Here is a 26,263-nt window from a genome sequence, read left to right as displayed (position 1 = left end):
CCTCCTGCGTCTTCCGGGACAGAGAGATCCGCGCAAGCAACGAAGGTCAACGCGGCCACGCCGGCGAGCGAGGCTGCCGCCGTGCCGCGCTGCCGATGCCTTCTGATGCCCTGGTTCGTGTGCACGTGCAGACCTTCGTCGGGGAGAGTTGGATGGCCGCCCGGCAGACCCCGGGGAGGCGCGCCTCGACCCGGAGCATACAGGTGACCGCTCGCCGCCAGGACCCGGGCAGCACACAGGGCTTGATGCCGCCTCGGGGCGCGCCCCTTCAGATTATTTCCGCGGCGTTCCCGACCCGCCCGCCGCCCGGCGAGGGTGTGGTGGTGCCACGGTGAATGCGCCGAGGTGTGACATTTGTCGCCGGGATGGAATCGTCGAGCGCGTCCTGCGGCTGGCCACGCGTCTCCCGCGGGCGCGCGCCGCGAGCCCGACGGTACGTCGGTGACCGCCTTGCCCGGGGTGCTGTTGCACATCGGTGCGGCGGAGTGCGGCCCTGGCAACGCTCCTTCGAGCGGCGCGCGACGTTCCGGACACGGCACCGTGGGCCAGCGGCGACGCCCGGACTCGGCTGGTCGGCCAGGCGCGCTGTGATAGCACTTAGGCCAGCGGGCCCGGGGCCCGCGGGCCGTCCGCCGGGAACAGCGACTCGGTCGACGCTGTCACGGGGCGAGGTGTGTCAAAATGGCTGTAGATTTATCGATCCTCTTCGGGCTCGGGACGCTCGGTTGCGGTGCCGGCATGGCCTGGCTCGCAGCCCGGACGGCCTCGTTCAAAGGACAGCTGCGCGAGGCCGCCCGGAACACAGAGGCCCTCCGTCAAGCCAGCGCGCAGCTCGAGCAGATACGAACAGAGCGCGCCCAGGACCGAGAGGCGCTCGACCGCGCCCGGAGCGAGGAGCGCCAGAAGGTCGAGTGGCTCGACGCGCAGCAACGAGAGATCGAGTGGCTGCGGAGGGAGCTGGACGCCCGGCCCAAGGTCACGCAGAAGCGGTACAAGATCCTGACGCTCGGCATCAAGGGGACCGGGAAGACCTCGCTCACGTTGAAGTGGGCCAACCCCCTCGTCGACCTCGGCAAAATGCAGGGGACGAAGATCGAGCGTTACGAGCGGACCGTGAGCCACGTGTCCACCAAGGAAGAGCTGACCGAGCACATCTTCGAGATCGGCGACTGGGGCGGAGAGCACCTCGTCGAGGCCCAGCACGAGCTCGTCGTGGAAGAGGTCCATGGCCTTCTCCTGGTGGTCGATCTCGCGGCCAAGGACGGACGACAGGTGGATCCGGCGCGCATCGAGGATCAGATCCGCGAGTTTCAGCCGCAATCGCTGCGCTACTTCTTCGGCTCCAAGACGCTGACCGCGTGCAAGGCGGTCGTCCTGTTCATCAACAAATCCGACGTCCTCTCCGGGACGCCGGCCGAGATCGAGCTGGAGGCGCACAGGCACTACCAGCCGCTGATCAGCGCGATCGAGCGGCTCAAGAACCACGTCGACACGCGGGTGCTCGTGGGCTCGGCGAGCTACGGCCACAGCACGCACCACCTGTTCTCGCACTTCGTCGAGCGCATCCTGCCGAAGCACGCCTACGACGGTCAGCTCCTCCAGCGCATCAAGCAGGATGTCGTCGCGCCGGCGGCCGTCTCCCAGACAGCGCGACTCTCGCCGCCCCAGGTCGGATCTCATGCGCAGAAATGAGATGAGCGCCGCTGGTTACGAGCCGCCGCGTTATCGCGCCGCGGACGACGCGGCGTGGTATCATGTGCTCCACGGGAACGTCCCGGAGCACCAGATCGATCTCATGTACGGCCCGGAGATCCCCCAGGGCCTGCTCACCCCGACGCATTTCAGCCACATGGCGCGGCTGATGAAATACATCGAGCCGCAGACGAACGGCACGCACGCGTTCGCGATCGGCAATCTCTCGCGCGACGACACGCAGCACGAGGCGGGTCACGGCGCGATCGCCCTGATCTTCGCGTTCCGGATCGGCGGCGCGACGGATCACGCGGGCAGGGGGCACCCGCCGTTCGCCCATGGCATCGCCGCCGTCGATCGCGAGGTACGCCCGGCGTCGCTGCTCGAGGCGGCGGCCGCGTTCCACCGTCACACGATGAACGGAGGCGACTCCGAGCCTCCCGCGGGCGCCTTTTATCGGGCGTACGTGCGCGCGGTCCTCGAGCATCCGGACGGCGTGTCCCGGGTGCTGGCGCGCTATGTCGAGGCGTTCGACGATCTCCCGCGCTTGCCGCGGAGCGACCTCTCCTGGGTGTGGGCCGCGGATCCGGGCGCGCAGCCGAGGCGGGTGGTCGTCGTGCACGGGGACGACGAGCCGTTCGGGGCCGTCGCGGGCGTCGCCTCGAGGCTCGCGGCGGTGCTGTTCCGCTCGAACATCAAGTGGACGGCGATCACCACCGGTCGAGAGGCCGATATCCCGGGTGGGCTCTCGGTGCGGCTCGTGGCCGAGCGCGACGTCGCGACGGAGGATCGCCACGGCCATCTGCTGCGCATCGAGGAGGTGCCGGAGGACGCGGCGGAGATCGCCCGGACGGTGTTCGGCGCGAGGCCGTATGGAGCGGAGCCGGAGAAGCTGAAGCCCGTGGGCTGGCGCGAGCGCTACGCGGCGCAGGGCGCGCAGGCTGCCGGTGCGCCCGAGGGCGCGGCGCGCACGGACGCGGAGGCCGTGCGGCGCGAGCAGGCCGCGGCTGACGAGCAGGCCGCGGCCGATGGGGCGCGTGGCGGCGGGCGCGCCGAGGCGACGGAGGGGGAGCAGGCGCAGAAGCCGCCCGTCGTGGAGAGGGCGGCCTGGCGGAGCTGGATCAAGGGGGCGGTCGTCGGCGCGAGCGCGACGCTGGCCGCGGTGGCGTCGGTGCTCGGCGTCCTGTCGGAGCTGGCGGGCGACGAAGAGAAGAGAGCGGATGTTGCGGCGCGGCCGGCAGCGGTGATTGAGGGCGAGGCGGACGTGGCGGCGCCAGCGCCTTCGCCGGCGAGGGTGGCCGCGAGCTCACCGGAAGCGCCGCCGGCGGCTGCGCGAGGCACCAGGACGGCGCAAGGCCGGGGGTCGCAGCGAGCTCCGGCGAGGTGGACTCAGCGCAGGACGCCGGCGCCGGTCCCCGCAGAGACCGCGGAGCCGACGGTGTTCGACAGCGCACCTGTGTTCAGATAGGCCGCTGGCCTCGATCGAGGCGCGGGAGAGCGTGGCTACTGCGCGCAGCTCGTGTTCGTATCGAAGCGCCAGCACGCGGCGGCGCCACCGGGCGCGCCGGCTTCGGCGGAAGAGCCTCGTCCATTCAGGCCGCCGGTGCCCGCCCTTCCGTGGATCAACGGATGCAGCGACGGTATCGTGTGAGGGGCGGTTGCGTAGGCGACGCCGATCGCATACCCGCCGCGCCCGCCGCCTCCTGGACCGCCAGAACCGCCACGACCACCGTCCCCTCCAGCTCCCGCGTAGTCCTCATCTGGGTCGCTCGTACAAACGCCGGCTGTTGCGCCGCTCCCTCCTCGTCCGCCCTGTTGCCCTGCCGCCCCGTTTCCCCCGTCACGCCCGTTTCCAACCTCGACGCTCACCTCGTCAAGGACCAGCAGTGTTCCGAGGCTCACGATTCCGATGCTGGACCCTCCGGCTTTCCCGCCTGTGCCGCCGACGCCGCCGCAACCGCCCGCGCCTCCACCCCCGCCGCTCGCGCCAGTTCCGATTCCTGCGGATCCATCTCGCTGCGGGCAGAAGTTCAGTACGTTGGACCCTCCTCCCCCTCCTCCTCCCTGCCCCGGTGTCCCGATCCCACCGGGAGCACCGTCGCCGCCCAGGATGCCGGCAAGCGCCAGCCTCGCATCCTTGCCGCCGCCGCCAGACTGCCCGGGGCCGCCCCGGGTACCGGGAAGGCCGACTTCACCGAGTCCTTGCCGAACCAAGCCCCCCTTGCCAGTCTGCATCGCTTCCGACATCGGCTTGCCGTCCACACCTGATGCCCCGGAGTGCAAGAGCCCCGTCCCCCCAGGGCCGCCCGCGCCACCGCTGGTGTCCACGACACCGCACATCGTCACTCCGGGGGTTCCCCCCTTCGGGGCAGCCACGCACGCATTCGCCGCATCCCCCGCCGGCGCGTCCTCCCCGGCCGTCGCCGTGCCCGTCGGCGCCTCGCCGTTCGCGCCGGGCATCGCGTCGCCGGCCACGGCCTTGACCTGCTTCAGCGTCGCCGCGATGTTCGCCACGGCAACAGCGATGGACGACCCACCAGGCTGCGTCGCCGGCGCTGCCTTGATCTCGAACCCCTGCACCTTCGCCCCAGCCGCCGCTTCCGTCAACGTCAACGCGACCTGCCCCGGCGGCCCCTCGATCGTGCTCTTCGTTCCCGGGCTCTCCTTCCACGCCTCATCGCACGTGTAGTCCCCGCGCACCTCGATCCCCGCGCGCAGCGTCACCGCCTCGGTGAACGCCTTAACGGCGCACGCGCACACCGTCCGGGGCTCCGTCATGCTCGCCGCGCGGTCGATCGCCTCTTGCAGGCTCGCGTACGGATCCTCTCCTGTCCCCAGGCCTCCCGTCTTGTCGCTCGCCTTCGCGAACACCCCGCACGTGTCCGGCGAATCCGCCTCCCCCGGCCCACAGTGCAAGCACGGCGGTACCTCCTCGCACGCCGTCGCGCACAGCGCCGCGCCGAGCACGGCGGCGCACCGGAATCGACGGACCTCCTCGAACAGACCATGTCGCATGCTGTCGCCCCTCCAGTTCACTCCTCGGATGTCACCATCGCGCGCGCAGCGAGACGCCTGCCCCGGGCGCCAGCGCCACGGGAACGGCCGTCACCGCTGGCCCTCCGCCGGCCCGCAACGATCCGTACAGCGCATAGCCCACGGTGGCCGCGCCGAGCGCGCCGGCCGCGATGAAGACGCCGGTCGAGACATTGCGCAGGCCCGCGGCCTCGGTCCGGTGCTCGTCCACCGCGAGGCACCCGGTGTAATGGAGCGCCGCAGGTCCGCTCGAATAGCAGGAGTCCGCGCCGGGCACCGCGGCGTTGCTGCCTGACCGCGCGCTCCGATCCGCGAGGACCCTCAAGACGACCGCCGTCCCCGCCGCGAGCCCCGTGGCCGCGCCGCCCGCCGCGATGAGCGCCATGCTCGGCCCGGAGGCGCCGTGATCTGGAGCCGCGGGCGGGCGCCGCGGAGCCGCGGGCGGGCGCCGCTGCGGCGCCCCGGGCTGAATCGCCGCCGCCGCGGCGCGCTCCACGAACCGGAGTTCCACCTCCTGCGACGCTCCCGGCGCCAGCGCCGCCGAGGCCTGCGCCGGGGTCTCGCCCTGCAGCCGCGCCTCCAACCGCCTCTCCCCCGGCTCGACGTACACCTCCCGCCCGAGCGGCGATGTCCCCACGGGGACGCCGTCGACGAGCACCGTGGCCCCCGCGCGGCTCACGACGAGCGTGAGCGTCGCGACGTGCGCCTTGGCCTCATCGAGCATCTGACGCCCGAGCGCCCGATCGGGTTCGCTCACGCCCTCGGCTTCGCGCAGGAAGAACGCGATGTGCTCCGCAGCGTCGCGGTGCTTTCCGAGCTTGAGCTCCGCCCGCGCGAGGTTCGCCGCGATCTGGAAATGCTGCTTGAGCCTCCACGCCTCGAGGAAGGCTGCGTACGCCTCCGGCCAACGCCCCTCCCTCGCCGCCGCGACGCCCATGTTGTAGCTGCTCACAGCCGGTGTGCTGCCGTCGCGTGGTGCGCCCGGCTCACCGCCGGTCTGCGCCAGCGCGACCGCACCCGCGGTCACCGCGCAGAAGAACGCGCCCAGCGCCGCTCCGGCCGCGCGCCGGACAGAAGTCGTCGAAACACCCGCCATGGTGTACCTCCCGCGCGTCGATGACATGGATTCATGAAGGCGCCCGGTCGGCGAAGGAGCACCGCCGTCCCGTTCATCTCGCCGCCCCGCCCGCCCCTGCGGCGCGGCAGGCCCAGGAGGTCCACCGGACCGCCTCCCCGGGAACTCGCGACGTCTCATCACAACGGGTGATAGGGGCCGCGCGTTCGCGCTGCCTTGTCGCGACAGAGGACCCGCTCGAATCCCTTCTTTCCCGCGCAGGGCTCGGCCTTCGGCGGTCTGGCCAAGGGACGGAGGGGCATAGGCGGCTTCTCGGCGCTCGTGGCAGCAGGCCGTGCGTCCACACGCGGCTTGGATGATGGCACCGGCACAGCGGGTTCAGGCCCGAGGCCCGATCCCTCCGCCGACATCGGCGTCGCACCTCCCTCGGCTCCCGCGGCAGGCGGCAGCGCCAGCTCCGCCGCGCTCGGCGCCGACACGGAGGGCGCAGACGCCAGCTCGCGCGGCTCCGGCGGCCGCTGCGGCGACAGCGCCGGCGACCCGGAGCTCTCTCCCACCGGCGCCGCGGGCGCCCCCGGCGCCTCCTCGCGAAGCGCACGCCTCTCCGGCAAGACCAGCGCCGCCGCGACGAGCGCGCTCACGGCAGCCACCGCGGCCGCGGCCGCGACCCGGGTATTCCGCTTCGAGCCGCCGCCTCGCGTCGGCGGCGCAGGCGCTCCGGGCGGGATCACCCCGACAGCGAGGTTCACCTGGGACGAGCTCGTGATCAGCGGCGTCGTCGAGCTCCCGGGATCGCGTCGATGGCTCGCTGCCGCCCTCTCGCTGTCCGTGGCGCTCGCAGTACCGTCGGCGCCCGAGGTCCGCGACGAAGGTGCCGCGGACAGCGGGCCTCGCGCGACGGCCTGCGGCGGCGCCGCCTCCGGCGCTCCTCGCGCGCCCTCTGGCCCGGACGGGAGCGCCCCTCGCGCCGTCGCGATCCGATCCAGCAGCTCGGCCACCTCCGCCGCCGTCCCGAACCGCTCCTCGCGGTTCCGCCGCATGCAGCGGGCGACGATGTCCACGAGCCGCCGGTCCGCGCGCCACAGGACCCGCGCCAGCGTCGGGATCTCGCCCGTCAGGATGGCGGCGAACACCTCCCTGGCGTCCCCCCGGAACGGCCGCTCCCCGGCGAGCATCTCGAACAGGACGACGCCGAGCGTCCAGATGTCGGTGCGATGATCGATGTTCCTTTCCGCCCTGACCTGCTCCGGGCTCATGTACAGCGGCGACCCGACCATCCCGCCTGGCATGGTGTGGAGTCCGTCGTTGATCGACAGGTTCTTGGCGACGCCGAAGTCCAGCACCTTGACGACCCACCCGTCCACGCCCGGCTCCCGGTGCAAGAAGATGTTCGAGGGCTTCAGATCCCGATGGACGATGTGGAGCGCGTGCGCCGCCGCGAGCCCCCTCGCGACGTCCCTGCCGATGGCGGCGCCGATCTCCGGCTCGACCCGGCGCCTCCGTAGCAGCAGGTCGGCCAGCGTCTCGCCCGAGAGCAGCTGCATCACCAGGAACGGCTCGCCGGCGTCCGTCTCGCTCATGTCATAGACATCGACGATGTTGCGGTGCTGGAGCGCTCCGCAGCTCCGCGCCTCCCGCTCGAGGCGGACCCGGAGCTCCGGCTCCGCGCGGATCATCCGCTTGAGCGCCACCTCGCGCCCCGTGGCGATGTTGATCGCCGACCACACCGAGCCCATGGCGCCCTCGCCGATCTTCGCGACGAGCCTGTATTTGTCATTGATCGTCGCTCCCGCGCCGGCGGGCGGGTGCGCCTTCAGCGTTGACATAAGCCTCTCTCGCGGCGGAGCCAGGGCGCCATGAACGGACCTCATCGGGTGAGCCGCGCTGAATGTGGGTCAGTCCTCGGCGCGGTTGCTCCGTCTCCAGGCGTCCTGCGGTCGATCGCGGTCCGGTCTCGCGCTCGCCGCGGAGCAGACACGCCGCGTGCCACGGGCAGGCGTGCAGCGCCATCGCACCGCCGTGGATGTTCAGGGCGCGCCCCGGACCGCGAGCGGCTATACCAGGAGCGCTCATGTCGATCCGCCAGCGCGATTACCTCCTCCGCATGATCGAGCAGCTCGCCGAGGCCGTCGGCCGGATCGCCGGGCTCCGGCGCGCCGGCCAGCTCGACGAGGCGGAGCTGCTCGTCCGCACCACCGCCGACGGGCTCTTCGGCCCGATGCGGGACATGCTCGACAGGCTCGACGCCGCGGGCGCGGCCACCCTGCTCGGCGACCACGAGAAGATCGGCGCGTACGCGTCGCTCTGCGCGGAGCAGGCCGAGATCCTCGAGCTCCGGGGCCGGGCCGCGCAGGCGACCGCGGAGCGCAGGCGCGCGCTCGAGCTCTACCTGGAGGCGGTGGGCCGCGCGCCCGAGGGCAACCCGCGCGCGCGGGATGGCGCGCGCGCGCTCCTCGGCCGGGTGGACGCCGCGCGCTTGCCGGAGCGGTACCGCGCCCTCGCCGCGAAGCTCGGCTGACGGATTGCCATGACGCCGGCGTGAACCCATGAGACGGGGAGCCCCCGTGGAACCGATCACTTCGTCTGTCAGCTTCGCCGCGCTCGGCATCGGGCCTGCCCTCCTCGGCGTGCTCACCGAGCTCGGCTACGAAGAGCCCACCCCCATCCAGCGCGAGGCGATCCCGCACCTCCTGACCGGGCGCGACCTGCTCGGGCAGGCCGCCACCGGCACCGGGAAGACGGCGGCCTTCGCGCTGCCGCTCCTCCAGCGGCTCGAGATCGGAGGCGAGCCGCCCAGCCGCCCCGTGGCGCTCGTGCTCGTGCCCACGCGCGAGCTCGCCATGCAGGTGGCCGAGGCGATGCACCGCTACGGCCGTCGCCTCGGCGTGCAGGTGCTGTCGGTCTACGGCGGCCAGCCGTTCGGGCAGCAGCTCCGCGCGCTGCGCCGCGGGGTGCACGTCGTCGTGGCCACGCCGGGCCGCGCGCTCGACCACATCGGCCGCGGGACGCTGCTGCTCGACGGCATCCGCACGGTCGTGCTCGACGAGGCCGACGAGATGCTCGACATGGGCTTCGCCGAGGCGCTGGAGGCGATCCTCTCGGCCACGCCGGCCGAGCGGCAGACCGTGCTCTTCTCCGCGACGCTGCCCCCGCGCATCGCCGCGATCGCCGGGCGGCACCTCCGCGACCCGGTGCGGGTCAAGATCGCGGCCGAGAAGGCGGCCCCCGGCGAGCTCCCCCGCGTCCGCCAGACGGCGTACATCGTGCCGCGGGCGCACAAGCCCGCCGCCCTGACGCGGGTGCTCGACGTGGAGGACCCGTCGTCGGCGATCATCTTCTGCCGCACCCGCAACGAGGTGGACGAGCTGAGCGAGGCGCTGCGCGCGCGCGGCCACGACGCCCAGGCGCTCCACGGCGGCTTCTCGCAGGAGCACCGCGATCGCGTGATGGCCCGCTTCCGCGCCGGCGCGGCCGACCTGCTGGTCGCCACCGACGTGGCCGCGCGGGGGCTCGACATCGAGCACGTCTCGCACGTCATCAACTACGACGTCCCCTGCGAGGCCGAGGTGTACGTCCACCGCATCGGCCGCACGGGCCGCGCCGGCCGCGAGGGCGCGGCGATCACGCTGGTCGAGCCGCGCGAGCACTACCTGATCCGCAACGTCGAGCGGCTCACGGGCCAGCGCATCGAGGCTGCCACCCTCCCGACGGTGGCCGACCTGCGCGCGCGGCGGCTCGAGCTGACGCGCGCCTCGCTGCGCGAGGCGCTCCTCGAGGGCGGGGCCGAGCAGTTCCGGGTCGTGGTCGAGCAGCTCGCCGAGGAGTTCGACGTCATGAACATCGCCGCCGCGGCGGTGAAGCTCGCCCACCGCGCGACGGAGGGGGACCGGCCCGAGGACGAGGCGGAGATCCCGTCGTTCCGGCCGCCTCCGCCGGCGCCGGGGCGCGCCTACGACGACCGAGCGCGGCGCGGCCCTCCGGGCGCGCGCGGTCGCCCGGGCGAGGCCCGGCCGCGGCGCGATGGAGGGGAGGCCGACGGCAACGTCGCGCGGCTCTACATCGGCGCGGGGCGGGCCGCGGGCATCCGCCCGGCGGATCTCGTCGGCGCGATCGCGAACGAGGCGTCGCTGAGCTCCCGCGACATCGGCGCGATCCAGATCGCCGACGGCTTCTCCGTGGTGGAGGTCCCGGCCGACGCGGCGGAGACCGTGATCGAGGCGCTGCGCGCCACCCGCATCAAGGGCCGCAAGGTCCAGGTCCGCCGCGACCACCACGACGCCCCGGGCGAGGCGCGAGGCGGCGACGACGAGGCCCGCGGCGGCGGCGGCGCGGACGACGACGTCAGGCCGCGTCGCAGCGCGGCCGGCGCCCGACCGCGGGCCAGCGCGACCGACGAGGCCAGGCCGCGGGTCGGCGCGACCGACGAGGCCAGGCCGCGGGCCAGCGCGGCCGGGGCCCGACCGCGGGCCAGCACGACCGACGAGACGCGCGGCGCCGCTGCCAAACCCCGGGCCCGCGGCGCTGCCGCCGAGGCCCGGGACGGCGCGGCCGAGCCCCGCGGCGGCGCGGCGGGCATGGCTCCCCCGCGGCGTCGCCCCCGGACCTGAGCTCCGCGGCGGAGCGCGCCCGCGCTCGCTCGCGGTCGCGCTTGTCCTGCTGTCCACCTCGAGGCCGAACGCTTCAGCGGAGCAGGAGCAGCTCCGAGCCCGTCTCGCTGGTGTCGGTCGTCAGCCGCTGGCCGTCGGTGTGCCGGACAGCAGCCATCCCTTCGAGGCCAGAACATCCCATGTGAGCCAGATCTGACGCGCGGAGAACGCGCGCTTACGTTCGTTCCAGCGGTGCACCGCGTCGACGGCCGCAGCCGGTTCCGCGACCACCTCGCGCGTCACGACCCAGTGCACGGTCGCCAGGAGCTCCAGGCCGAACGGCGATTCGAAGCCTTCGACCAGATCGGCTACGCGATCGAAGCGTGCTCGGGTCTCCGGATGCCCTGCCAGAAACGCGGCGGCGTCGGAGGCGGCGCCGGGGACGAGCTGGAGCTGCTTCTCGGGCGCGTCGCCGCCGTCCGCGTAGCCCGTCACGAGGTGCCCTTCGATCCGGGCGAGCACGTGACGGAGGTTCTCGGCGTACGGGCCGAACGGCGCCTTCTCGTAGCGAAGGCGCAAGGGCTCGCCAGCCTCCTGCATGAAATACATGAGCTTGTGCACCTCGAGCAGCGAGACGAAGGGGTCCAGGAGCCCGCGGAGGTAACGCTCCATCAAGCCCACGAGCACGGCTCGGCCGGGCGTCATCTCCGGAGGGTCGGCGGACCGGGTCATCTGCCCGGCTGCCGGTGGACCCGACGGCTCGTACACGAGCACCCGGACATCGGGGAGAACCTCGAACGCTCTCTCGATCCTTGGCCGCACGTCCGCCCAGGCGAGCCCGCCGAGGCCGCACCCGAGCGGCGGAACGGCGATCGAGCGGATGTGGAGGCGCTTCACGTCAGCGATCAGCGCTTCGAGCCCGGCGTCGATGTCCGCCAGGCGGCTCTTGCCTTTCCAGTGCCGCTTCGTGGGGAAGTTGACGATGTACCGCGGGTTGGCGGGCTGCCCGGTCTCCACGACGAGCATGCGCCCGGGCTGCACGTCGCCGCGTTTGCACGCGGCTGCATACTCGGCGAAGTTCCTGGGGAACGCGTGCTTGAACTGGAGCGCGATGCCGCGCCCCATGACCCCGACGCAGTTGACCGTGTTGACCAGCGCCTCGGCGTCGGACTTGAGAATGTCGCCTCTGGTGAGCTCGATCATGACCGCGTTCTTCCTGGACCCGTCTAGTAATACCAGTTCCGCTGGACGACGGCTCGGGGTTGGTGCGACCCGGCCGAGATCGCCGCGCGCGCTCGCGCCTGTACGGCCGGCGAGTGTACGCCGACGGTGGTGACCAGCGTCCACGGGCAGAACCCGTGAATGAGGAACTCTGCTTGCTTGGCCTCCTTGACGGAAGCCGAACGGAAGTCGGTGGCGTGGATGGACGTCCAGTCGAGCTGATGCAGATCGTGGAGGCTCGCCAGGAACTGGGTATAGTAAGCGCCCGCATTGGACAGGCTGAACGCCCAGTGCCGGCCCGCTGTGGTCGCCCAGGCGACGACGTCGTAAAGGTCGGCCTCCAGATGGACGATGGGCCCCTGGCCGCCACGGTAGGTCAGCTCCGGATTGTTCCCGCAGTGGATCACGTAGAGCATGATCGACCGCGGGCAGAAGTAGAAAGGAACGTAGTCGCCGACGTGGTCCCCAGGATGACAGTGCACGGGCAGCGAGAGACGCCGCTGCTTGATCTTGGACATGCCGATCGCGGCCGACGGGCCGCCGCGGGCGATCATCGCAGCGTCGGAGATGAGGCCGCCATCTGCAATGATGCCTGGAAGATTGTCCACGTGGGTGATGTGGTAAATCTTCGGCCGGGGCGGCGGCGTGTTCGTCACGGCGGCGGAGCATCGCTCCGATGATCGTGGCGTTCAAGGTGGAGGAGAGCCCGAACCGTACGCGCTTCGCGGCAACGTGTTCGCGATGGCGGATCGGCCACGCTGGCGGTCCTGTACGCCGAGCGTCTGGAATGGCGGCCGCGGATCCGGCGCTGGGTTCATCCGCCCCCCGCCGCCCGCCCCCGCGCGCCCTCCCGGCCCTCCGGCCCCGGCTGGATGTCCCAGGCGAGCCCCAGCGCCGCGAGCGCCCGGATGAACAGGAACGCGAGGTCGTGCTGCCCTGGCGCCATCCCGTAGCGGGCGGCGCGCGGGAAGGCGTGGTGGTTGTTGTGCCAGCCCTCGCCGAAGGTCAGGACCGCCACCCAGCCCACGTTGCGGCTCCCGTCGCGGGTGTCGAACGCGCGGCCGCCGAAGCCGGGCGCGTGACAGGCCGAGTTCACCAGGTAGGTCGCGTGCATCCAGCCCACGAGCGGCAGGAAGAACACGAACGGCACGGCGCCCCAGCCCAGCGCGAGGCTCACGAGCAGCACCGCCGCCACCTGCGGCGCGAACCGCCACCGGAGCAGCCACCGGTAGTACGGATCGCCGGCCAGATCGCGGCAGTACTTCTCCGGATCGCGCGCGTCGGTCGAGCCCTCGTCGATGATCCACCCCATGTGCGCGTACCAGAGCCCGCGCCGCGGCGAGTGCACGTCGCCCTCCCGATCGGTGTGCGCGTGGTGCCGCCGGTGCGTCGCCACCCACGCGATCGGGCTGCCCTGCCCGCTGATCATCGCCACCGACACAAGCGCGTACTCGACCCACCTCGGGCAGCGGAACGCGCGGTGCGACAGCAGCCGGTGCAGGCCGACGATGGTCGAGAGGTGGAGCGCCGCGTACAGCGCGGCCGCGAGGGCGACGAAGCTCGCCCGGATCGGCAGCAGCAGCCCGAGGGCCGCCAGCGCGTGCACCAGGGCGAAGTAGGCGATCGCGGCGCCGTTCGCGCGGCCCTTCATCGCGGCCCTCTTCCCCCTCACGCCGCCACCGCGGAGCCGCGCGCCCGCCGCGGCCGGATCCGCGCCAGCCCCCGCGGATCCGCCCGGCAGGACGAGGCGTCGACGCGCTGCGGCTCGAGGTCGAGCTCCCGCATCCTCGCGGCGTCCCACGCCTCGATCGGGTCGCGCCCGGCGATGTAGCTGCGCGCGCGGTTGGCGAGCGGCGCGCGCAGGCTCAGCACCTCGGGCGCCGACATCACGACGCACGCCTTGTAGCGGGGCAGATCGCTCGTCATCAGCCGGCCCCACAGGTGGCGACCCACGCTGGGCAGGCTCCCCAGGGCGCGGCTCAGGCGCTGGAAGTGCTCGATCGTCTCGGAGGGGTGCAGCCTGGCCGGGCGGTGACAGAGGGTGTACCCGTCGAGGTCCCGGCTTGTCACCCCGGGCAGGAGCCGGCCCTCGGCCGCCACCTGCGCGAAGAAGGGCGTCTCCGGGTAGGGGCAGACGATCCCGAGGAAGGTCGGGCAGTGATCCCCGAGGTCGTGGAGGTACTCGGGCACCCGCGCGAGGTACTCGTTGGTGTCCCCGTCCGCGCCCACGAGCAGCCCGAAGGACAGGACGATCCCGCTCGCGGACGCCCGCTGCAGGACCTCGCGCACCTCGCTCAGCTTGTTCTGGTCCTTGTTCATCGAGCTGATCGAGTCGGGGTTGAGCGACTCCAGCCCGGTGTAGGCGTAACGGCAGCCCGCCCGCCCCATGAGGCGGACCAGCTCCGGATCGCGCAGCACGTTGAAGGTGAGCGCGCAGCCCCAGATCTTCTTGAGCGGCATCAGCGCCTCGCACAGCTCCCGCAGGTAGCGCGGCGAGCCCCCGAGGTTGTTGTCGAGGAAGGCGAACGTATCGCCGGTCACCCCCGGAATCCGCTGGTTGAAGGTCATCCGTTCGCGGATGTCGCGGATCACGTGATCGATGGGCCGATAGCGGTACTGCTCGTGCCCGGTCAGCACGCAGAAGTTGCAGGAGAAGGGGCAGCCGCGCGACGCCTCGATGCCCGGCAGGCGAACGACGTTGTTCCGGTAATCGATGAGATCGTAGCGGTAGGTGGGGATACGGTCGGGCGGCACCGGCGGGAGCGCGTAGACGGGCTGGAGCTCGCGCCGCTGGAAGTCCGCGACGAGCGCCGGGACGTTCGACTCCGGGTCGCCCGCGACCACCGCGTCGAAGTGCTGGAGCGCGTCCTCGCGGAAGTGGCTCGCGTGCCGGCCGCCGGCCACGGTGGTCATGCCCCGCCGCCGGAACAGCGCGGAGAGCACCTTGGTGTGCTCGTAATAGGCGTGCAGGTACGAGAAGAACACGAGGTCCCAGTCGCGATCGAGGGGGATATCCGTCTCTTTCTCGTTGTAGAGCTCGATCTCGGCGCCCGGCGGGCACAGGGCCGCGATGAGCTCGGGCACGGAAGACTGCATGATCGAGCGCTCCTTGCGGTGAAGGCGGCTCGGGTGCGTGTACGTCGAGATGATCGCGATGCGCATCGAGGGGGCTCCCGGTTCAGTTGAGGCCGACGGCGACGCTCGCGAGGCCGAGGGCGGCGTGCGCGAGGGTCACCCCGATCAGGGTGCGGTGCCGCGCGTAGAGCGCGCCGAAGAGAAGGCCGATGGCGAAGGTGAGGAAGGCGAAGCCGAGCGAGACATGGAGGTGGTAGACGCCGAAGAACGCCGAGGTGAGCGCGAGGTGGACGGCCCGGCCCGAGCGCGGCAGGAAGCGCTCCAGGGAGGTCTGGATCACGCCGCGCGCCACGAACTCCTGGAGCAGGCAGTGGGGCGCGTAGAGGACGAAGAAGAGCGCCGTCCAGGTCGCGTCGTAACCGGCGATCGATCCCCAGGTGACCAGGGGCTCGCCGCGGGTCCACGCGCCGAGCCGCAGCGCGAAGCAGGCGGCCGTGAGGGCGAGCGCGACGACCAGCGACTCCGCCAGGCTGCGGCGCAGGCCGGTCGTGGTCACGCCCATCCGCGCGAGCGGCAGCGACTGGCGGCGCACGTACCACGCCACGGGGACGAGGAGGACGAGCAGAAGCCCCCAAGAATACGCCATGTGCAGCGCCGGGGGCAGCCCCGGGACCACCGTTTGCTGGACCACGCGCGACATGAGGAGCAGCGCCGCTGCGAGGGCGATGAAGGAGAAGATCTCACCGCGGAGCTGGGGCGCGGCGGCCCCGCCGGCGGGCTCGAGGCTGCGCGCGCGCGCCTCGGGCGCGGTGATCGCCGGAGCGTTCATGGTCATACCGGCGCTCTGAGCAGTCGACATGCCACGAGACGCCCCGCGGACGGCGCCCGGCGCGCACGGGAGATCCGCGGCTGGTGAGAGAGCGGGGTGCGGCGCGGATTACCTTCCACGGACGGGCGCCATGCGCGGAGGCAGCGCCGATTGAGCGAACACGGCGCAACCCGGACGGATGTCAGCCTACCGTGGTGAGGCGCTGGAGGCTCCCTGGCGCTCGGTCGACGCTCCGGTCAGGCAGGGATCCGTTGTCGGATCTCCCCACACCTACGCTCGGCCTGCCGGGGGGAGCCGCCAGGGACAGGCGATGGCGCGCCAGGGACAGGCGATGGCGCGCCGGCTTGTCCCTGGCGCGTCACCTCATGTCCCTGGCGGTGGCCTCCGTGTCCCTGACGCGGTCGCCGCCTGTCCCTGGCAACCTTCTCCGTGTCCCTGACAGGTCGCCGCCTGTCCCTGGCAACCTTCTCCGTGTCCCTGACAGGTCGCCGCCTGTCCCTGGCAACCTTCTCCGTGTCCCTGACAGGTCGCCGCCTGTCCCTGGCAACCTTCTCCGTGTCCCTGACAGGTCGCCGCCTGTCCCTGTCAGCGGGGTCCGTGTCGCTGAAGGCAACGACGACCTGACCCATGGGGGACTGGCTCGTGGACCGGGAGCTGGGGGCCCCCTCCGGCGCGCTGCTCAGATGCCCGAGGTCGACGCGAGGCAGGCGTCGAGCTCGGGGGTGTCCCGCCAGCCGCACTGGCCGGACGCGTCGCGCTCGCAGACGCCGTGCCTGCCGTAGCACGCGTACTCCTCGCGCCACTCGCACGTCGTGAACACCTCCTCGTCCGCGCAGACCTGCCCGCTGCAGCCGGTGACAACGCAGGGCTCGTCGCCGGGCGGCACCTCCCCCCCGCCGCCGAGGCACGCAACGAGCTCCGGCGTCTGTCGCCAGCCGCACTGGCCGGACGCGTCGCGCTCACAGATGCCGTGGTCGCCGTAGCACGCGTACTCCTCGCGCCACTCGCACGTCGTGTACACGGTCTGGTCCGCGCAGACCTGCCCGCTACAGCCGGTCGGCCTGCAGCGGCCGGGCTTGCTCCCCTTGATCCCCCCGGGCGCCGCCGAGACGAGCCCGGCGGGCTCGCTGTCCACGGCGTCGATCTCGGGACCAGCCTGGCCGCACGCCCCGGCGAGCAGCGGGGCGCACAGGAGGAGCACCGTGGAGACAAACCGATGACGCGTGGTGAAAGAATTCATCAAGGACCTCCTTAACAAACAAAAACAAAGTACGGAGTGCCCGGAAGGGGCGAGTCCCTGTCCTTACATCCCGCGGCGGCCTCACGCAACCCGCGGCGTTGTTCTCGCGAGCCAAGTGTCTCGGGCTCAGCGGCTGCACAAGATCCGTACTGCCCCTTTGACGGCGTGATCCGGTCATGCCGCATGTTGCCAGGCTGTGTATTTCTTCTTCACCGCGCCGCCGGGCAGCCGAATGGCTGGACGACCGGAATGGGCGTTCGGCAGATACTGGAAGACTACCCCATTGCAGGCGGGCACGCCCCTCGCCCTGCGGCGCCGCGCTCGGGCCTGAGCCCCACCGCCGCCCGGAAAGCTCAGCTCAATCGGCCGTGGTCTTCCGCCTCTGGAACTGGGCGAACAGCGCGGCGCGGACCTCGTCGTGCAGCGGCTCGCCCGGGATGCCCCGGAGCGCGTCGATCGTCAGGTCCATCTGCCGCAGGTACGTGCGGCACCGCTCGCACCACGAGAGGTGCTGCGCGCAGCCCTCCTCCTGCTCGGAGGAGAGCGCCCCCTCTTTCCTGTCGGTGATCATCTCCGTCAACTGACAGCACGTGACGAGCATGCGCGCTCACCCCCTCGCCATGTATCGCTCCAGGGCGGCCCTGAGCTTCGATCGGCCACGGTGCAGGAGGACCCGCTGGTTCGCCTCGCTGATGCCGAGGATCTCGCAGACCTCGTCCGAGGGACAACCCTCCACGTCCCGTAGCTGGACAACCGCGCGCTGTGCAGGCACCAGGGCCTCGAGCTCCCGCTGGAGCACGACGCCGATCTCCTTGCGCAACAAGAGGCCTTCCGGGCTCTGCTCCGTCCACGGGGCGGGCGGATTCATCCAGTCGCCCGTGCCGTCGAACCGGGCCGGGTCGACCGCCGGCTCGCTGCCCTGATCCCCGTCCTCCGTCCAGGAGACAGGGACCGTGCGTTTCTCTCGCGTACCCCACGTCCTGGCGCGGTTCGTCAGGATCCGGAACACCCATGTCTTCAGCGACGAGCGCCCCTCGAAGCGAACGAGCCCGTCGAAGACCGCCGCCCAGGTCTCCTGGACGACCTCCTGCGCGCCCGCGGGGCCGGCGAGGGTCCGGGCCAGCCGGTGCATGGGTGTGTGGAGCCCGATCACGAGCTGCTCGAAGGCCTGCTCGTCGCCCGCGAGCAGCCGGCGGACGAGCGCGGCGTCATCCGCGGACGCCACGGCGGAGGCCATCATCGCGGTGGCCGCTGGCGCCTCGGAGGAGGCCGCGCCGTCCAGCGCGCCCCCCGCGAGGAGCGGGCCCGGATCGGCCGACGCGCGCTGCGCCGAGGGGGCCGCAGCGCCGTCGCTGGCCGAGGGGTCGTGGGACACGTGGAACACGGTACCACGCCGCCCGGCCGCGCATCAATCGACGCCGGGGCGGCGCGCGCCGTGGTGGCGGCGCGCCTCGTGGCGGCGGGCAGCGGACGCCGCCCGGGTCACAGCGATCGCAGCGCGTCCGCGACTTCCTTCGGCTTCGTCAGAAAGGGAGCGTGGCCCGCGTCGATCGAGATGACCCTCTCGCAAGGCAAGGCCGTGTACTGCTGCTTCTGCTCGGCAGGGCTGATGGCGAGATCCTGGAGCGCCTCGATGTACACCCGCGGGACGCTCCCCCACCGCTCCTCCGTGACGTGAATGGGCTCGCCGAACGGCTTCGCGGGCTCCTCGCGCAGGTGGCTCTCGAGCTGCGCGATGTCCTCCGGAGAGCAGTCCTGGCAGAACGCGTCCGCGGCCCACCCCTCCTTGAACGAGAGCGAGGTGCCGTCGCTCGACGGGACGGCGTACGCCTTGATCTCCGCCCCCTCGTCGTCGGCCCACTCCTCGTTCAGCGACTGACCGTCCTTCATCAGGAACGCGGTCAGATAGACCAGCGTCTTCACCTTGTCGGGCCGCGCCTCGGCCGCCTGGCTCACCACGATACCCCCCATGCTGTGGCCGACAAGGACCACCGGGCGCGAGGCGCTGTCGATGGCCTCCACGACGGCATCGGTATAGACCTGCAGGCCGGCGTCCGCGAGGGGCGTTGGATCGTCGCCGTGCGCGGGGAGATCGAGGGCGATCACCTCGTTTCCGCCGGCCTCGAGGAGCGGCACCACCTTGTCCCACGCCCAGCCGCCCACGAAGGCGCCGTGGACCAGGACATACGTGTTCTTGTCCGAGCCCTGGGGGCCGTCGCCCCCCGCCCCGCCGTCCGTGTCCCCGCCCCCGCAGCCGGGCAGCGCGGACGACAGCAGCGCCGCGGCCGAGATCATGGTGCCAAACCGCAAGACCTTGCGAAGCAGACCGTTCATGGATGTCTCCTCATCGTCGCAGGCTCTCCTCGAGCGCGACGTCACCGGTGTTCCGGCGTGCGACGGACACGCGCGCCCCTGCGCCCGGGCGTGTTCCCGGCGCCGCGGCGGCTCATCCCGCTACGAGCACAGTCTCGGAGGGGGCCCGAACGTTACGGCCCGATCGCGAAATCGTACGGAGGGGGGTGTGACCTCGCTCCCCCGCCCCGCCGCCCGGCGCCGCGGCGCCGCGGCGCCGGGCGGTGCGCAGCAGGCGGGAGGCGGCCGCGACGCTCGCGCGCGCCAAGGCGAGCCGGCCCTCGGCCGCGACGGGCATCGCACCTGCGCCAGAGGACGTGCGCCCGCGCCCGCGGGGTCAACCCGCGAGGCCAGCCCGGCCCGAAACCCCTGGCGCGCACGCGCGCGATCAACGATCCTCCCGCCCATGCAAGCACCAACGATCGTCCTCACGACCGGCGGCGCCGACAGCACCACGTTGCTCCACCTCACGCACACGCGCGCGCGGGTCGTCCCGGTGTTCGTCGATTACGGCCAGCGCGCCGCGCACCGGGAACACCAGGCGGCCGAGCGGCAGTGCGCGGCGCTCGGACTGACGCTCCGGCGCTTCGATATGGGGGCCGTCGGCGCGGCGTTCCGGGCAGAGCAGCAGGCCAAGCTGCACATCCCGTTACCGCACCGGAACCTGGTCGTCCTGAGCCTCGCGGTGTCCTACGCGGCCCAGATCGAGGCGGCGGCGATCGCGATCGCGGTCATCCGGGACGACGTCGATGGATACGCCAGCGCCTCGCTGCGGTTCCTCGAAGCGCTCCGCGGCCTCGTGTCCACGCTGGGCCCGGTGGCCATCGACACACCGCTCATCGGGTTCGACAAGAGCGCCGTGCTCGCCGAGGGCGTCCGGCTCGGCATCGACTTCGCGCAGACGTACAGCTGCATGCTGGGCTACGAGCGGCATTGCGGGCGATGCCCGCAATGCAAGAAGCGCCGCGCGGCGTTCATCGCCGCCGGCATGCCGGAGAGCCCCGGGTTCTACCTCGACGACGCCCGGGCGACCGAGGGAGACACCCCCGGTGCATGACGCGGTGAATCGAGACGATCTCGTCGCGCGCGACCGCCGCTGCGTGATTCACCCCTACGCCGCGCCCATCTCGAGCGCGCCACTCTTCGCCGTCGAGCGCGCGGAGGGCGTCCGACTCACGCTGACCGACGGCCGCGAGCTCGTCGACGGCATGTCGTCCTGGTGGGCCGCCATCCACGGCTACGCGCACCCGGCGCTGATGGCGGCCGTCCGCGACCAGCTCGGGCGGATGAGCCACGTCATGTTCGGGGGGCTCACCCACGAGCCCGCTGTCGCGCTGTGCGAGACGCTCGTGGCGATCACGCCCGAGCCGCTGACGCGCGTCTTCCTCGCCGACTCCGGGTCCGTGTCGGTCGAGGTGGCCATCAAGCTCGCCCTGCAGTTCTTCCTGGCGCAGGGGCGGCCCGAGAAGCGCCGCCTGGTCAGCGTGCTCGGCGGCTACCACGGCGACACGTTCGGCGCGATGGCGGTCACCGATCCCGTGGGCGGCATGCACCACCTCTTCCGCGGCGCGCTCGCGCAGCACCTGTTCGCGCCGGCGCCCGGGCCGGCGTTCGACGCGCCCTGGTCGCCGGACGCCCTGGGCAGCATGGCCGCGCTGCTCGAGCAGCACGCGCGCGAGGTCGCGGCCGTCATCCTCGAGCCGATCGCGCAGAACGCCGGCGGGATGCGTTTCTACCACCCGCAGTACCTGCGCGAGCTGCGCGCGCTCTGCGACCGCCACGGCGTGCTGCTCATCCTCGACGAGATCGCGACCAACTTCGGCCGCACCGGGGAGCTGTTCGCCTGCCACCACGCGGGCGTCGCGCCGGACATCATGTGCCTCGGCAAGGCGCTCACCGGCGGCACCATGACCCTGGCCGCCGCGCTCTGCACGGAGCGCGTGGCCGAGACGATCGCCGGGAGCGCGCCGCACGCGTTCATGCACGGCCCGACGTACATGGCCAATCCGCTCGCCTGCAGCGCCGCGCTGGCCAGCGTCCGCCTGCTGCTCGGCTCGCCGTGGCGCGCGCGCGTCTCCGCCATCGAGGCGCAGCTCCGCCGCGAGCTCGCCCCCTGCCGCGCGCTCGATGCGGTCGCCGACGTCCGCGTGCTCGGCGCCATCGGCGTGGTCGAGCTCAAGCAGCCCGTCGACATGGCGCGCGTCCAGCCGGCCTTCGTGGAGCGCGGCGTCTGGCTGCGTCCGTTCGGGAAGCTGGTCTACACCATGCCTCCCTACATCATCGATCCAGAAGACCTGTCGCGCATCACCGGGGCCATCGTGAACGTGGTGTCCGAGCTCTGAGCCGCACACGCAAGTCCCGTCGCGGCCAGCACTGAAGAGGATCGCCACAGACGCCCTCGCTGGTTCCGTGCGCCAGGAATCCCGGCAGGAACTAGCCCGCCGAGGCGCGGATCTTCGGCGAGCCACGAGGGCCGTGACCACCGCGGCCGAGCGCGTCGCCGAGCGCCTCGAGGAAGACACGCACGCGCGGGACGGACGCCCGGCGCGCCGGCGTGAGCGCGTGCAGCGGTGGGCCCTCGGTCGCGAACGGCGCCAGCACCTCCACGATGAGCCCCGCTTCGAGCAGCGGAGCGGCCATGAAATCGAGGACTTGCGCCACCCCGATCGCCTGCACCACCGCGTCCATGAGCAGATCGCTTTGATCGAGCACGATGCGCGAGGGCGTCGCGACGTCGACGCCGCCATCGCCCGCACGAAAGCGCCAATCGACGACCTTGCCGCGCAGCACGAACTTGATGCACTCGTGCCGCGCGAGGTCGGCCGGCGACGTCGGGCCCCCCCGGCTCGCGAGGTAGGCAGGCGCGGCGACGGTGATCCAGCGCGGCGTGCGCAGCGCGCGCGCGACGAGGGATGAGCTCTCGAGCGATCCCATGCGCAGCGCGACGTCGATCTCCTCCTCCGCGAGCGGCAGGAGGCGATTCGTGGCGATGAGCCGGATCGAAAGCCGTGGGTAACGCGCCGACAGCCGCGCGACGACCGGCAGGACGCTTCGACCGAGCACCGGCGGTAAGGTCACGCGCAAGGTGCCGTGCGGCTCTCTCTGTGCCCCGGCGACCTGCTCGCGCCCCGCCTTCAGCTGCGCGATGGCCGCACGACAGCGCTCGAGGAACACGGCGCCCTCAGGCGTGAGCGCAACATGGCGCGACGTGCGCTCCAGGAGCACGACCCCGAGCTCGGCCTCCAGCCTGGCCACGGACTTGCTCACGGCGGCGGCCGTGACCCCGAGGCGCGCGGCCGCGGCGCGGAACCCCCCCGCCTCCGCCACGCAGACGAACGGCAGTACGCCGGAGAAGAGGTCCACTCGGCGAGGATAGGTCGTTAACCTGTGGTTGACAATGCTTTGACCGCGCTCCGGATGGCCATCGACGCGCGCGCGCTTATCGTGTCCATCGAGGAACGGAGAACGCGAAACCCCATGTACTTCAACGGAAGTTCGGCGCTCGCCCGGACGGCGTCCAGGGCCCTGTCGGTCCTGTGGCTCACGCTGCTGTCGGGCTGCGCCGCCTCATCAAGCACGTCATCGCGAGGAGAACTGAGGCCCATGAGCACGGTCAGCGTCCGCTACATGATCGACGACGTCGACGCCGCCATTGCCTTCTACACGGTGCACCTGGGCTTCGCGCTCGAATCGGACGCCCGCCCCGCGTTCGCCGCCGTCACCCGCGGCGACCTGCGGCTCCTTCTCAGCGGTAAGGCCAGCTCCGGCGCGCGGCCGATGCCCGACGGGCGCCAGCCTGTCCCCGGCGGCTGGAGCCGCATTCAGCTGCCCGTGGCCGATCTCGCCGCCGAGGTGGCCCGGCTCCGCGCGGCCGGGCTGCGGTTCCGCAACGACATCGTGAGCGGAGTCGGTGGCTCCCAGATTCTGCTCGATGACCCGTCCGGCAACCCCATCGAGCTCTGGCAACCTGCCCGTTGAGGGCTCCTCCGCCGGGCACGTCGCCTCGGACGCGCCCGGCGGATGGCCGCCCCCGAGCCAGGCGCCGGGGCCTGCGCTCGTGCATGGGGGCGGCGCTCGAGCGCAGGCCTGCGCGGGCGCGGTGGCTAGAGGACCGAGGCGATGCTGTCGGTGATGTACTCGAGGTTGCCCTCGTTCATCGCCGCGACGCAGATCCGCCCGCTGTCGACGATGTACAGGCCGAACTCCGAGCGCAGCCGGCGCACGCGCTCGAGCTCGATGCCCGAGTACGAGAACATGCCCTTCTGCCGCGTGATGAAGGAGAAGTCGCGCCCCGCGCCCTTCTTCGCCAGGAGCTCCACGAAGCGGCCGCGCATCGCGCGGATGCGGTCGCGCATCTCGCCGAGCTCGCCCTCCCACTGCCGGCGCAGCTCCGGGTCGCCGAGCACCAGCGCGACAAGCTGCGCGCCGTGGGAGGCGGGGTTCGAGTAGTTGGTCCGGATCACGCGCTTCAACTGCGAGGCGACCCGCTTCGCCTCATCGCTGCTGCTGGTGACCAGGCTGACCGCGCCCACGCGCTCGCGGTAGAGCGAGAACGACTTGGAGAACGAGCTCGCGATGACGCAGGGCAGGTCCGCGCGGGCGAAGGCGCGCACGGCGGCAGCGTCCTGCTCGATCCCGTCACCGAAGCCCTGGTACGCGAAGTCGATGAACGGCACGAGATCGCGCTCGCGCACGATGCGGACGACCTCATCCCACTGCTGCGCGTCGAGGTCCACCCCGGTCGGGTTGTGGCAGCAGGCGTGGAGCAAGATCACCGTGCGCGCCGGCGCCTCGAGCAGCGCGCGGCGCATGCCCGCGAAGTCGAGCCCGTGCGTGGTCGGGTCGTAGTAGGGATACTCGCTCACCTTGAAGCCGGCGGCCTCGAAGAGCGCGCGGTGGTTCTCCCAGCTCGGCGCGCTGATCCAGAGCGCCGAGTCCGGCAGGAACCGGCGCAGGAAGTCGGCGCCGAGCTTGAGCGCGCCCGTGCCGCCGAGCGCCTGCGCGGTGACCACGCGCCCGTCACGGACCGGCGCGGAGCCTTCGCCGAGCAGCAGCTCCTGGACCGCGCGCGTGTACGCCGGGGCGCCGTCGATCGGCAGGTAAGACTTGGAGTCCTCCTTCTCGTACCAGCGCTTCTCGGCCTCCCGGATGACCTTGAGTACGGGCACCTTGCCCTGCGCGTTCTGGTAGACGCCCACGCCGAGGTTGACCTTGCGCGGGTTCTGGTCCTTCTGGAAAGCGTCGGTCAGGCCGAGGATCGGGTCAGCGGGGGCGAGCGGAATGTCGGAGAAGATGGATGCCATGGTTTACCTCACACCGCCGCGCGGGCGGTCGGAGACGCTCCTTACCGCGGCCTGAGGCGGCGCGCGAGCAGGAGCTGGGTCGTGAGGCGCGGGCCGGCTCCGGGGCCGCGCCGGAGGCCGCCGAGGTGGGCCAGCTCCCCGCTCGGCCTCGCGTGCTTCGTGATGCCGGCGCGGCGCTTCGGCCCCGACGCCTGTCGAACGCTGGCATCGACGAGGAAGCGACCTTCGAGCAGCCCCGGCCGTGCTAACGTGCGCGCCCGGGTCATCGCTCCGGCGCACGCGGAGCACGCACGACAACGGGAGGTACGGCCATGACCAGGGGCGCGTGTCTATGCGGAACGGTCCACTACGAGATCGACGGTCCGTTTCACGCCATGCTGCACTGCCACTGCTCGATGTGCCGCAAGTTCCACGGCTCGGCGTTCGCCACGGCCGCGGTCGCGCCGCTCTCGGGCTTTCGCTGGCTCGCCGGCGAGCACGCGATCCGCGCGTCGTGCGCGAGCCGTCATCGGTCCTTCTGCGCCACGTGCGGCTCGGCCGCCCCGCTGCTCGCCCCCGAGCGGCAGCTCGCCCTGGTCCATGCCGGCAACCTCGAGGGTGATCTCGGCATCGCGCCAGAGTTCCACCAGTTCGTCCGCTCCAGGGCGCCCTGGTACACGATCACGGATTCCCTGCCGCAGTTCGAGGAATGGCCGCCCCCGAGCCAGGCGCCGGTCGTCTCGCGCCCCGTCGTCGCGCCCAGAGAGGGCGTCACCCAGGGGAGCTGCCTGTGCGGCGACGTGGCCTTCGAGTTCGACGGCGCGCCCCTCCGCATGATGAACTGCCACTGCTCGCGCTGCCGCCGCGGGCGCAGCGCCGCGCACGCGACCAACGCCTTCGTCGCCCTGGACACGTTCCGCTGGGTCCGCGGTGACGCGCAGGTCGCGAGCTACAAGGTGCCCGAGGCGCGGTTCTTCGCCGTGGCGTTCTGCACGCGCTGCGGCGGCGCGGCGCCGCGGCTGTCGCCCGAGCGCGGCTTCGCCGTGGTGCCCGCGGGCACGCTCGACACCGATCCCGGCATCCGCCCTGCAGCCCACATCTTCACCGCCTCGAAGGCGAGCTGGTTCCCGATCACGGGCGACCTGCCGCAATACGCCGAGCTCCCGCCCCAGGCCTGACGACGAAGAGAGACGGCGCGCAAGGAGAAGAATTCGAACCACAGAGGCACAGAGGGCACAGAGGCGAGAGAGGAGAGAAATAGAGACTCATCTCTCTTCTTCTCTATCTCTCCCCTCTGTGCCCTCTGTGCCTCTGTGGTTCCTTCTCTCTCTCTCTCGTGAACCAGAGGACTCAGCCCGTCACTTGGCGCCCGCGAGCTTCAGCACCGCGGCCCGCTCGACGTCGGTCGGGTCGCGCTGGCAGTCCTTGCCGACGCCCTGCAATGCGTCGAGCTGGCGGACGAGATCCCCGGGGTCCACGCTCAGGCAGCCCTCCTCGAACTCCGAGCACTCGGCGACGGAGAGCGCTGTCCCCGCGACGTAGCGGCAGTCGGGGTCCTCGGGCGGGTACCTCAGGAAGGTGGAGGCATGGTCCAGGAGGCACGCGGCGTCGGACGGCGTGTTCGCCTTCTTGCAGCGCGCGGCGGCGATGCGCGCCATCCGCTCGAGGTCGGCCGCCGGGTACGTGCGGACCCGAGGGGGAGCGGGCCGCGCGCTCGCGTCGCCGGCGGTCCGCGGGCCCGCGGCGGGCTGCGCCGCTTCGGAGCACGCGCACGCGACGAGGGCGCACGCGACGACGAGGACGAGCAAGGAGGTTCCCCCGGGCCTCATGCAGCGACACGTATCACGCCGGCTCCAGCGCCCGCAATCCAGCGCGGCC

23 protein-coding genes are annotated in these 26,263 nt (G+C 72.1%); 9 read left to right on the top strand and 14 right to left on the bottom strand.

Annotated elements, in window-relative coordinates; all coding sequences use genetic code 11:
- The first annotated feature begins 681 nt into the window (after positions 1-681).
- The 3 genes from WME96_RS04270 to WME96_RS04260 all read left to right on the top strand — a co-directional run bounded on the left by WME96_RS04270 (position 682) and on the right by WME96_RS04260 (position 4,381).
- A complete protein-coding gene (locus tag WME96_RS04270) occupies positions 682-1,692 on the top strand; it encodes a hypothetical protein (RefSeq protein WP_437288900.1) in 1,011 nt (336 codons plus the stop codon).
- The gene (locus WME96_RS04265; RefSeq protein ID WP_437288899.1) at positions 1,679-3,160 is read left to right on the top strand and encodes a hypothetical protein; all 1,482 of its coding nucleotides are present in this window, start codon (positions 1,679-1,681) and stop codon (positions 3,158-3,160) included. The genes WME96_RS04270 and WME96_RS04265 overlap by 14 nt, the downstream gene beginning before the upstream one ends.
- A gap of 957 nt (positions 3,161-4,117) precedes the next feature.
- Positions 4,118-4,381, top strand: a complete 264-nt coding sequence (locus WME96_RS04260) for a hypothetical protein (RefSeq protein ID WP_437288898.1) — start codon at positions 4,118-4,120, stop codon at positions 4,379-4,381.
- 357 nt (positions 4,382-4,738) lie between these two features.
- On the opposite strand, the gene WME96_RS04255 is transcribed toward WME96_RS04260, so the two are convergent.
- Both WME96_RS04255 and WME96_RS04250 read right to left on the bottom strand, forming a co-directional pair.
- Positions 4,739-5,821: a hypothetical protein gene (locus WME96_RS04255; RefSeq protein ID WP_437288897.1), complete on the bottom strand. Its 1,083-nt coding sequence runs from the start codon at positions 5,819-5,821 to the stop codon at positions 4,739-4,741.
- 158 nt (positions 5,822-5,979) lie between these two features.
- Positions 5,980-7,626, bottom strand: coding sequence for a protein kinase domain-containing protein (locus tag WME96_RS04250; RefSeq protein ID WP_437288896.1), 1,647 nt, complete (start codon positions 7,624-7,626; stop codon positions 5,980-5,982).
- Positions 7,627-7,871: 245 nt separating this feature from the next.
- Here WME96_RS04250 and WME96_RS04245 point away from each other — a divergent pair, with 245 nt between their 5' ends.
- Positions 7,872-8,318 (top strand): hypothetical protein, encoded by a 447-nt coding sequence (locus WME96_RS04245; RefSeq protein WP_437288895.1) that lies wholly within the window; start codon positions 7,872-7,874, stop codon positions 8,316-8,318.
- A gap of 46 nt (positions 8,319-8,364) precedes the next feature.
- Positions 8,365-10,407 carry a DEAD/DEAH box helicase gene (locus WME96_RS04240; RefSeq protein ID WP_437288894.1) on the top strand — a complete coding sequence of 681 codons (2,043 nt, stop codon included), beginning with the start codon at positions 8,365-8,367 and terminating at the stop codon, positions 10,405-10,407.
- A 120-nt stretch (positions 10,408-10,527) separates the two neighbouring features.
- Here WME96_RS04240 and darG read toward each other — a convergent pair whose 3' ends face one another.
- The 9 genes from darG to WME96_RS04195 all read right to left on the bottom strand — a co-directional run bounded on the left by darG (position 10,528) and on the right by WME96_RS04195 (position 19,085).
- Positions 10,528-11,589: a type II toxin-antitoxin system antitoxin DNA ADP-ribosyl glycohydrolase DarG gene (gene darG / locus WME96_RS04235; protein ID WP_437288893.1), complete on the bottom strand. Its 1,062-nt coding sequence runs from the start codon at positions 11,587-11,589 to the stop codon at positions 10,528-10,530.
- A 23-nt stretch (positions 11,590-11,612) separates the two neighbouring features.
- Positions 11,613-12,263, bottom strand: a complete 651-nt coding sequence (darT, locus tag WME96_RS04230) for a type II toxin-antitoxin system toxin DNA ADP-ribosyl transferase DarT (RefSeq protein WP_437288892.1) — start codon at positions 12,261-12,263, stop codon at positions 11,613-11,615.
- A gap of 158 nt (positions 12,264-12,421) precedes the next feature.
- The gene (locus WME96_RS04225; RefSeq protein ID WP_437288891.1) at positions 12,422-13,258 is read right to left on the bottom strand and encodes an acyl-CoA desaturase; all 837 of its coding nucleotides are present in this window, start codon (positions 13,256-13,258) and stop codon (positions 12,422-12,424) included.
- 17 nt (positions 13,259-13,275) lie between these two features.
- Positions 13,276-14,769, bottom strand: a complete 1,494-nt coding sequence (locus WME96_RS04220; protein WP_437288890.1) for a B12-binding domain-containing radical SAM protein — start codon at positions 14,767-14,769, stop codon at positions 13,276-13,278.
- Between the two features lie 16 nt (positions 14,770-14,785).
- Positions 14,786-15,517 (bottom strand): CPBP family intramembrane glutamic endopeptidase, encoded by a 732-nt coding sequence (locus WME96_RS04215; protein ID WP_437288889.1) that lies wholly within the window; start codon positions 15,515-15,517, stop codon positions 14,786-14,788.
- A gap of 673 nt (positions 15,518-16,190) precedes the next feature.
- Positions 16,191-16,751 carry a hypothetical protein gene (locus WME96_RS04210; protein WP_437288888.1) on the bottom strand — a complete coding sequence of 187 codons (561 nt, stop codon included), beginning with the start codon at positions 16,749-16,751 and terminating at the stop codon, positions 16,191-16,193.
- A 358-nt stretch (positions 16,752-17,109) separates the two neighbouring features.
- Positions 17,110-17,352 (bottom strand): anti-sigma factor family protein, encoded by a 243-nt coding sequence (locus tag WME96_RS04205; protein ID WP_437288887.1) that lies wholly within the window; start codon positions 17,350-17,352, stop codon positions 17,110-17,112.
- 6 nt (positions 17,353-17,358) lie between these two features.
- Entirely contained in the window at positions 17,359-18,135 is a 777-nt protein-coding gene (locus WME96_RS04200) for an RNA polymerase sigma factor (protein WP_437288886.1), read from the bottom strand.
- Between the two features lie 98 nt (positions 18,136-18,233).
- Positions 18,234-19,085 carry an alpha/beta fold hydrolase gene (locus tag WME96_RS04195; RefSeq protein WP_437288885.1) on the bottom strand — a complete coding sequence of 284 codons (852 nt, stop codon included), beginning with the start codon at positions 19,083-19,085 and terminating at the stop codon, positions 18,234-18,236.
- Positions 19,086-19,509: 424 nt separating this feature from the next.
- On the opposite strand from WME96_RS04195, the gene WME96_RS04190 reads away from it, so the two are divergent.
- Positions 19,510-20,160: a 7-cyano-7-deazaguanine synthase gene (locus WME96_RS04190; RefSeq protein ID WP_437288884.1), complete on the top strand. Its 651-nt coding sequence runs from the start codon at positions 19,510-19,512 to the stop codon at positions 20,158-20,160.
- A 4-nt stretch (positions 20,161-20,164) separates the two neighbouring features.
- Positions 20,165-21,445, top strand: coding sequence for an adenosylmethionine--8-amino-7-oxononanoate transaminase (gene bioA, locus WME96_RS04185; protein WP_437288883.1), 1,281 nt, complete (start codon positions 20,165-20,167; stop codon positions 21,443-21,445).
- Positions 21,446-21,536: 91 nt separating this feature from the next.
- On the opposite strand, the gene WME96_RS04180 is transcribed toward bioA, so the two are convergent.
- Positions 21,537-22,466, bottom strand: coding sequence for a LysR substrate-binding domain-containing protein (locus WME96_RS04180; RefSeq protein ID WP_437288882.1), 930 nt, complete (start codon positions 22,464-22,466; stop codon positions 21,537-21,539).
- Between the two features lie 240 nt (positions 22,467-22,706).
- On the opposite strand from WME96_RS04180, the gene WME96_RS04175 reads away from it, so the two are divergent.
- Positions 22,707-23,081: a VOC family protein gene (locus WME96_RS04175; RefSeq protein WP_437292270.1), complete on the top strand. Its 375-nt coding sequence runs from the start codon at positions 22,707-22,709 to the stop codon at positions 23,079-23,081.
- Between the two features lie 125 nt (positions 23,082-23,206).
- Here the strand turns inward: WME96_RS04175 and WME96_RS04170 are convergent, their stop codons facing one another.
- Positions 23,207-24,406, bottom strand: coding sequence for an aromatic amino acid transaminase (locus WME96_RS04170; protein ID WP_437288881.1), 1,200 nt, complete (start codon positions 24,404-24,406; stop codon positions 23,207-23,209).
- Positions 24,407-24,717: 311 nt separating this feature from the next.
- On the opposite strand from WME96_RS04170, the gene WME96_RS04165 reads away from it, so the two are divergent.
- Positions 24,718-25,563: a GFA family protein gene (locus tag WME96_RS04165; protein WP_437288880.1), complete on the top strand. Its 846-nt coding sequence runs from the start codon at positions 24,718-24,720 to the stop codon at positions 25,561-25,563.
- A 180-nt stretch (positions 25,564-25,743) separates the two neighbouring features.
- On the opposite strand, the gene WME96_RS04160 is transcribed toward WME96_RS04165, so the two are convergent.
- Complete coding sequence (locus tag WME96_RS04160; protein WP_437288879.1) at positions 25,744-26,214, bottom strand: hypothetical protein; 471 nt, start codon at positions 26,212-26,214, stop codon at positions 25,744-25,746.
- Between the last annotated feature and the right edge of the window lie 49 nt (positions 26,215-26,263).

This window comes from Sorangium sp. So ce406 (assembly GCF_051474675.1).
In the GTDB taxonomy this organism is placed as follows: Bacteria; Myxococcota_A; Polyangia; order Polyangiales; family Polyangiaceae; genus Sorangium; species Sorangium cellulosum_G.
Note: the sequence above shows the minus strand (reverse complement) of the source record. Positions and strands in the feature narration are given on the sequence as shown.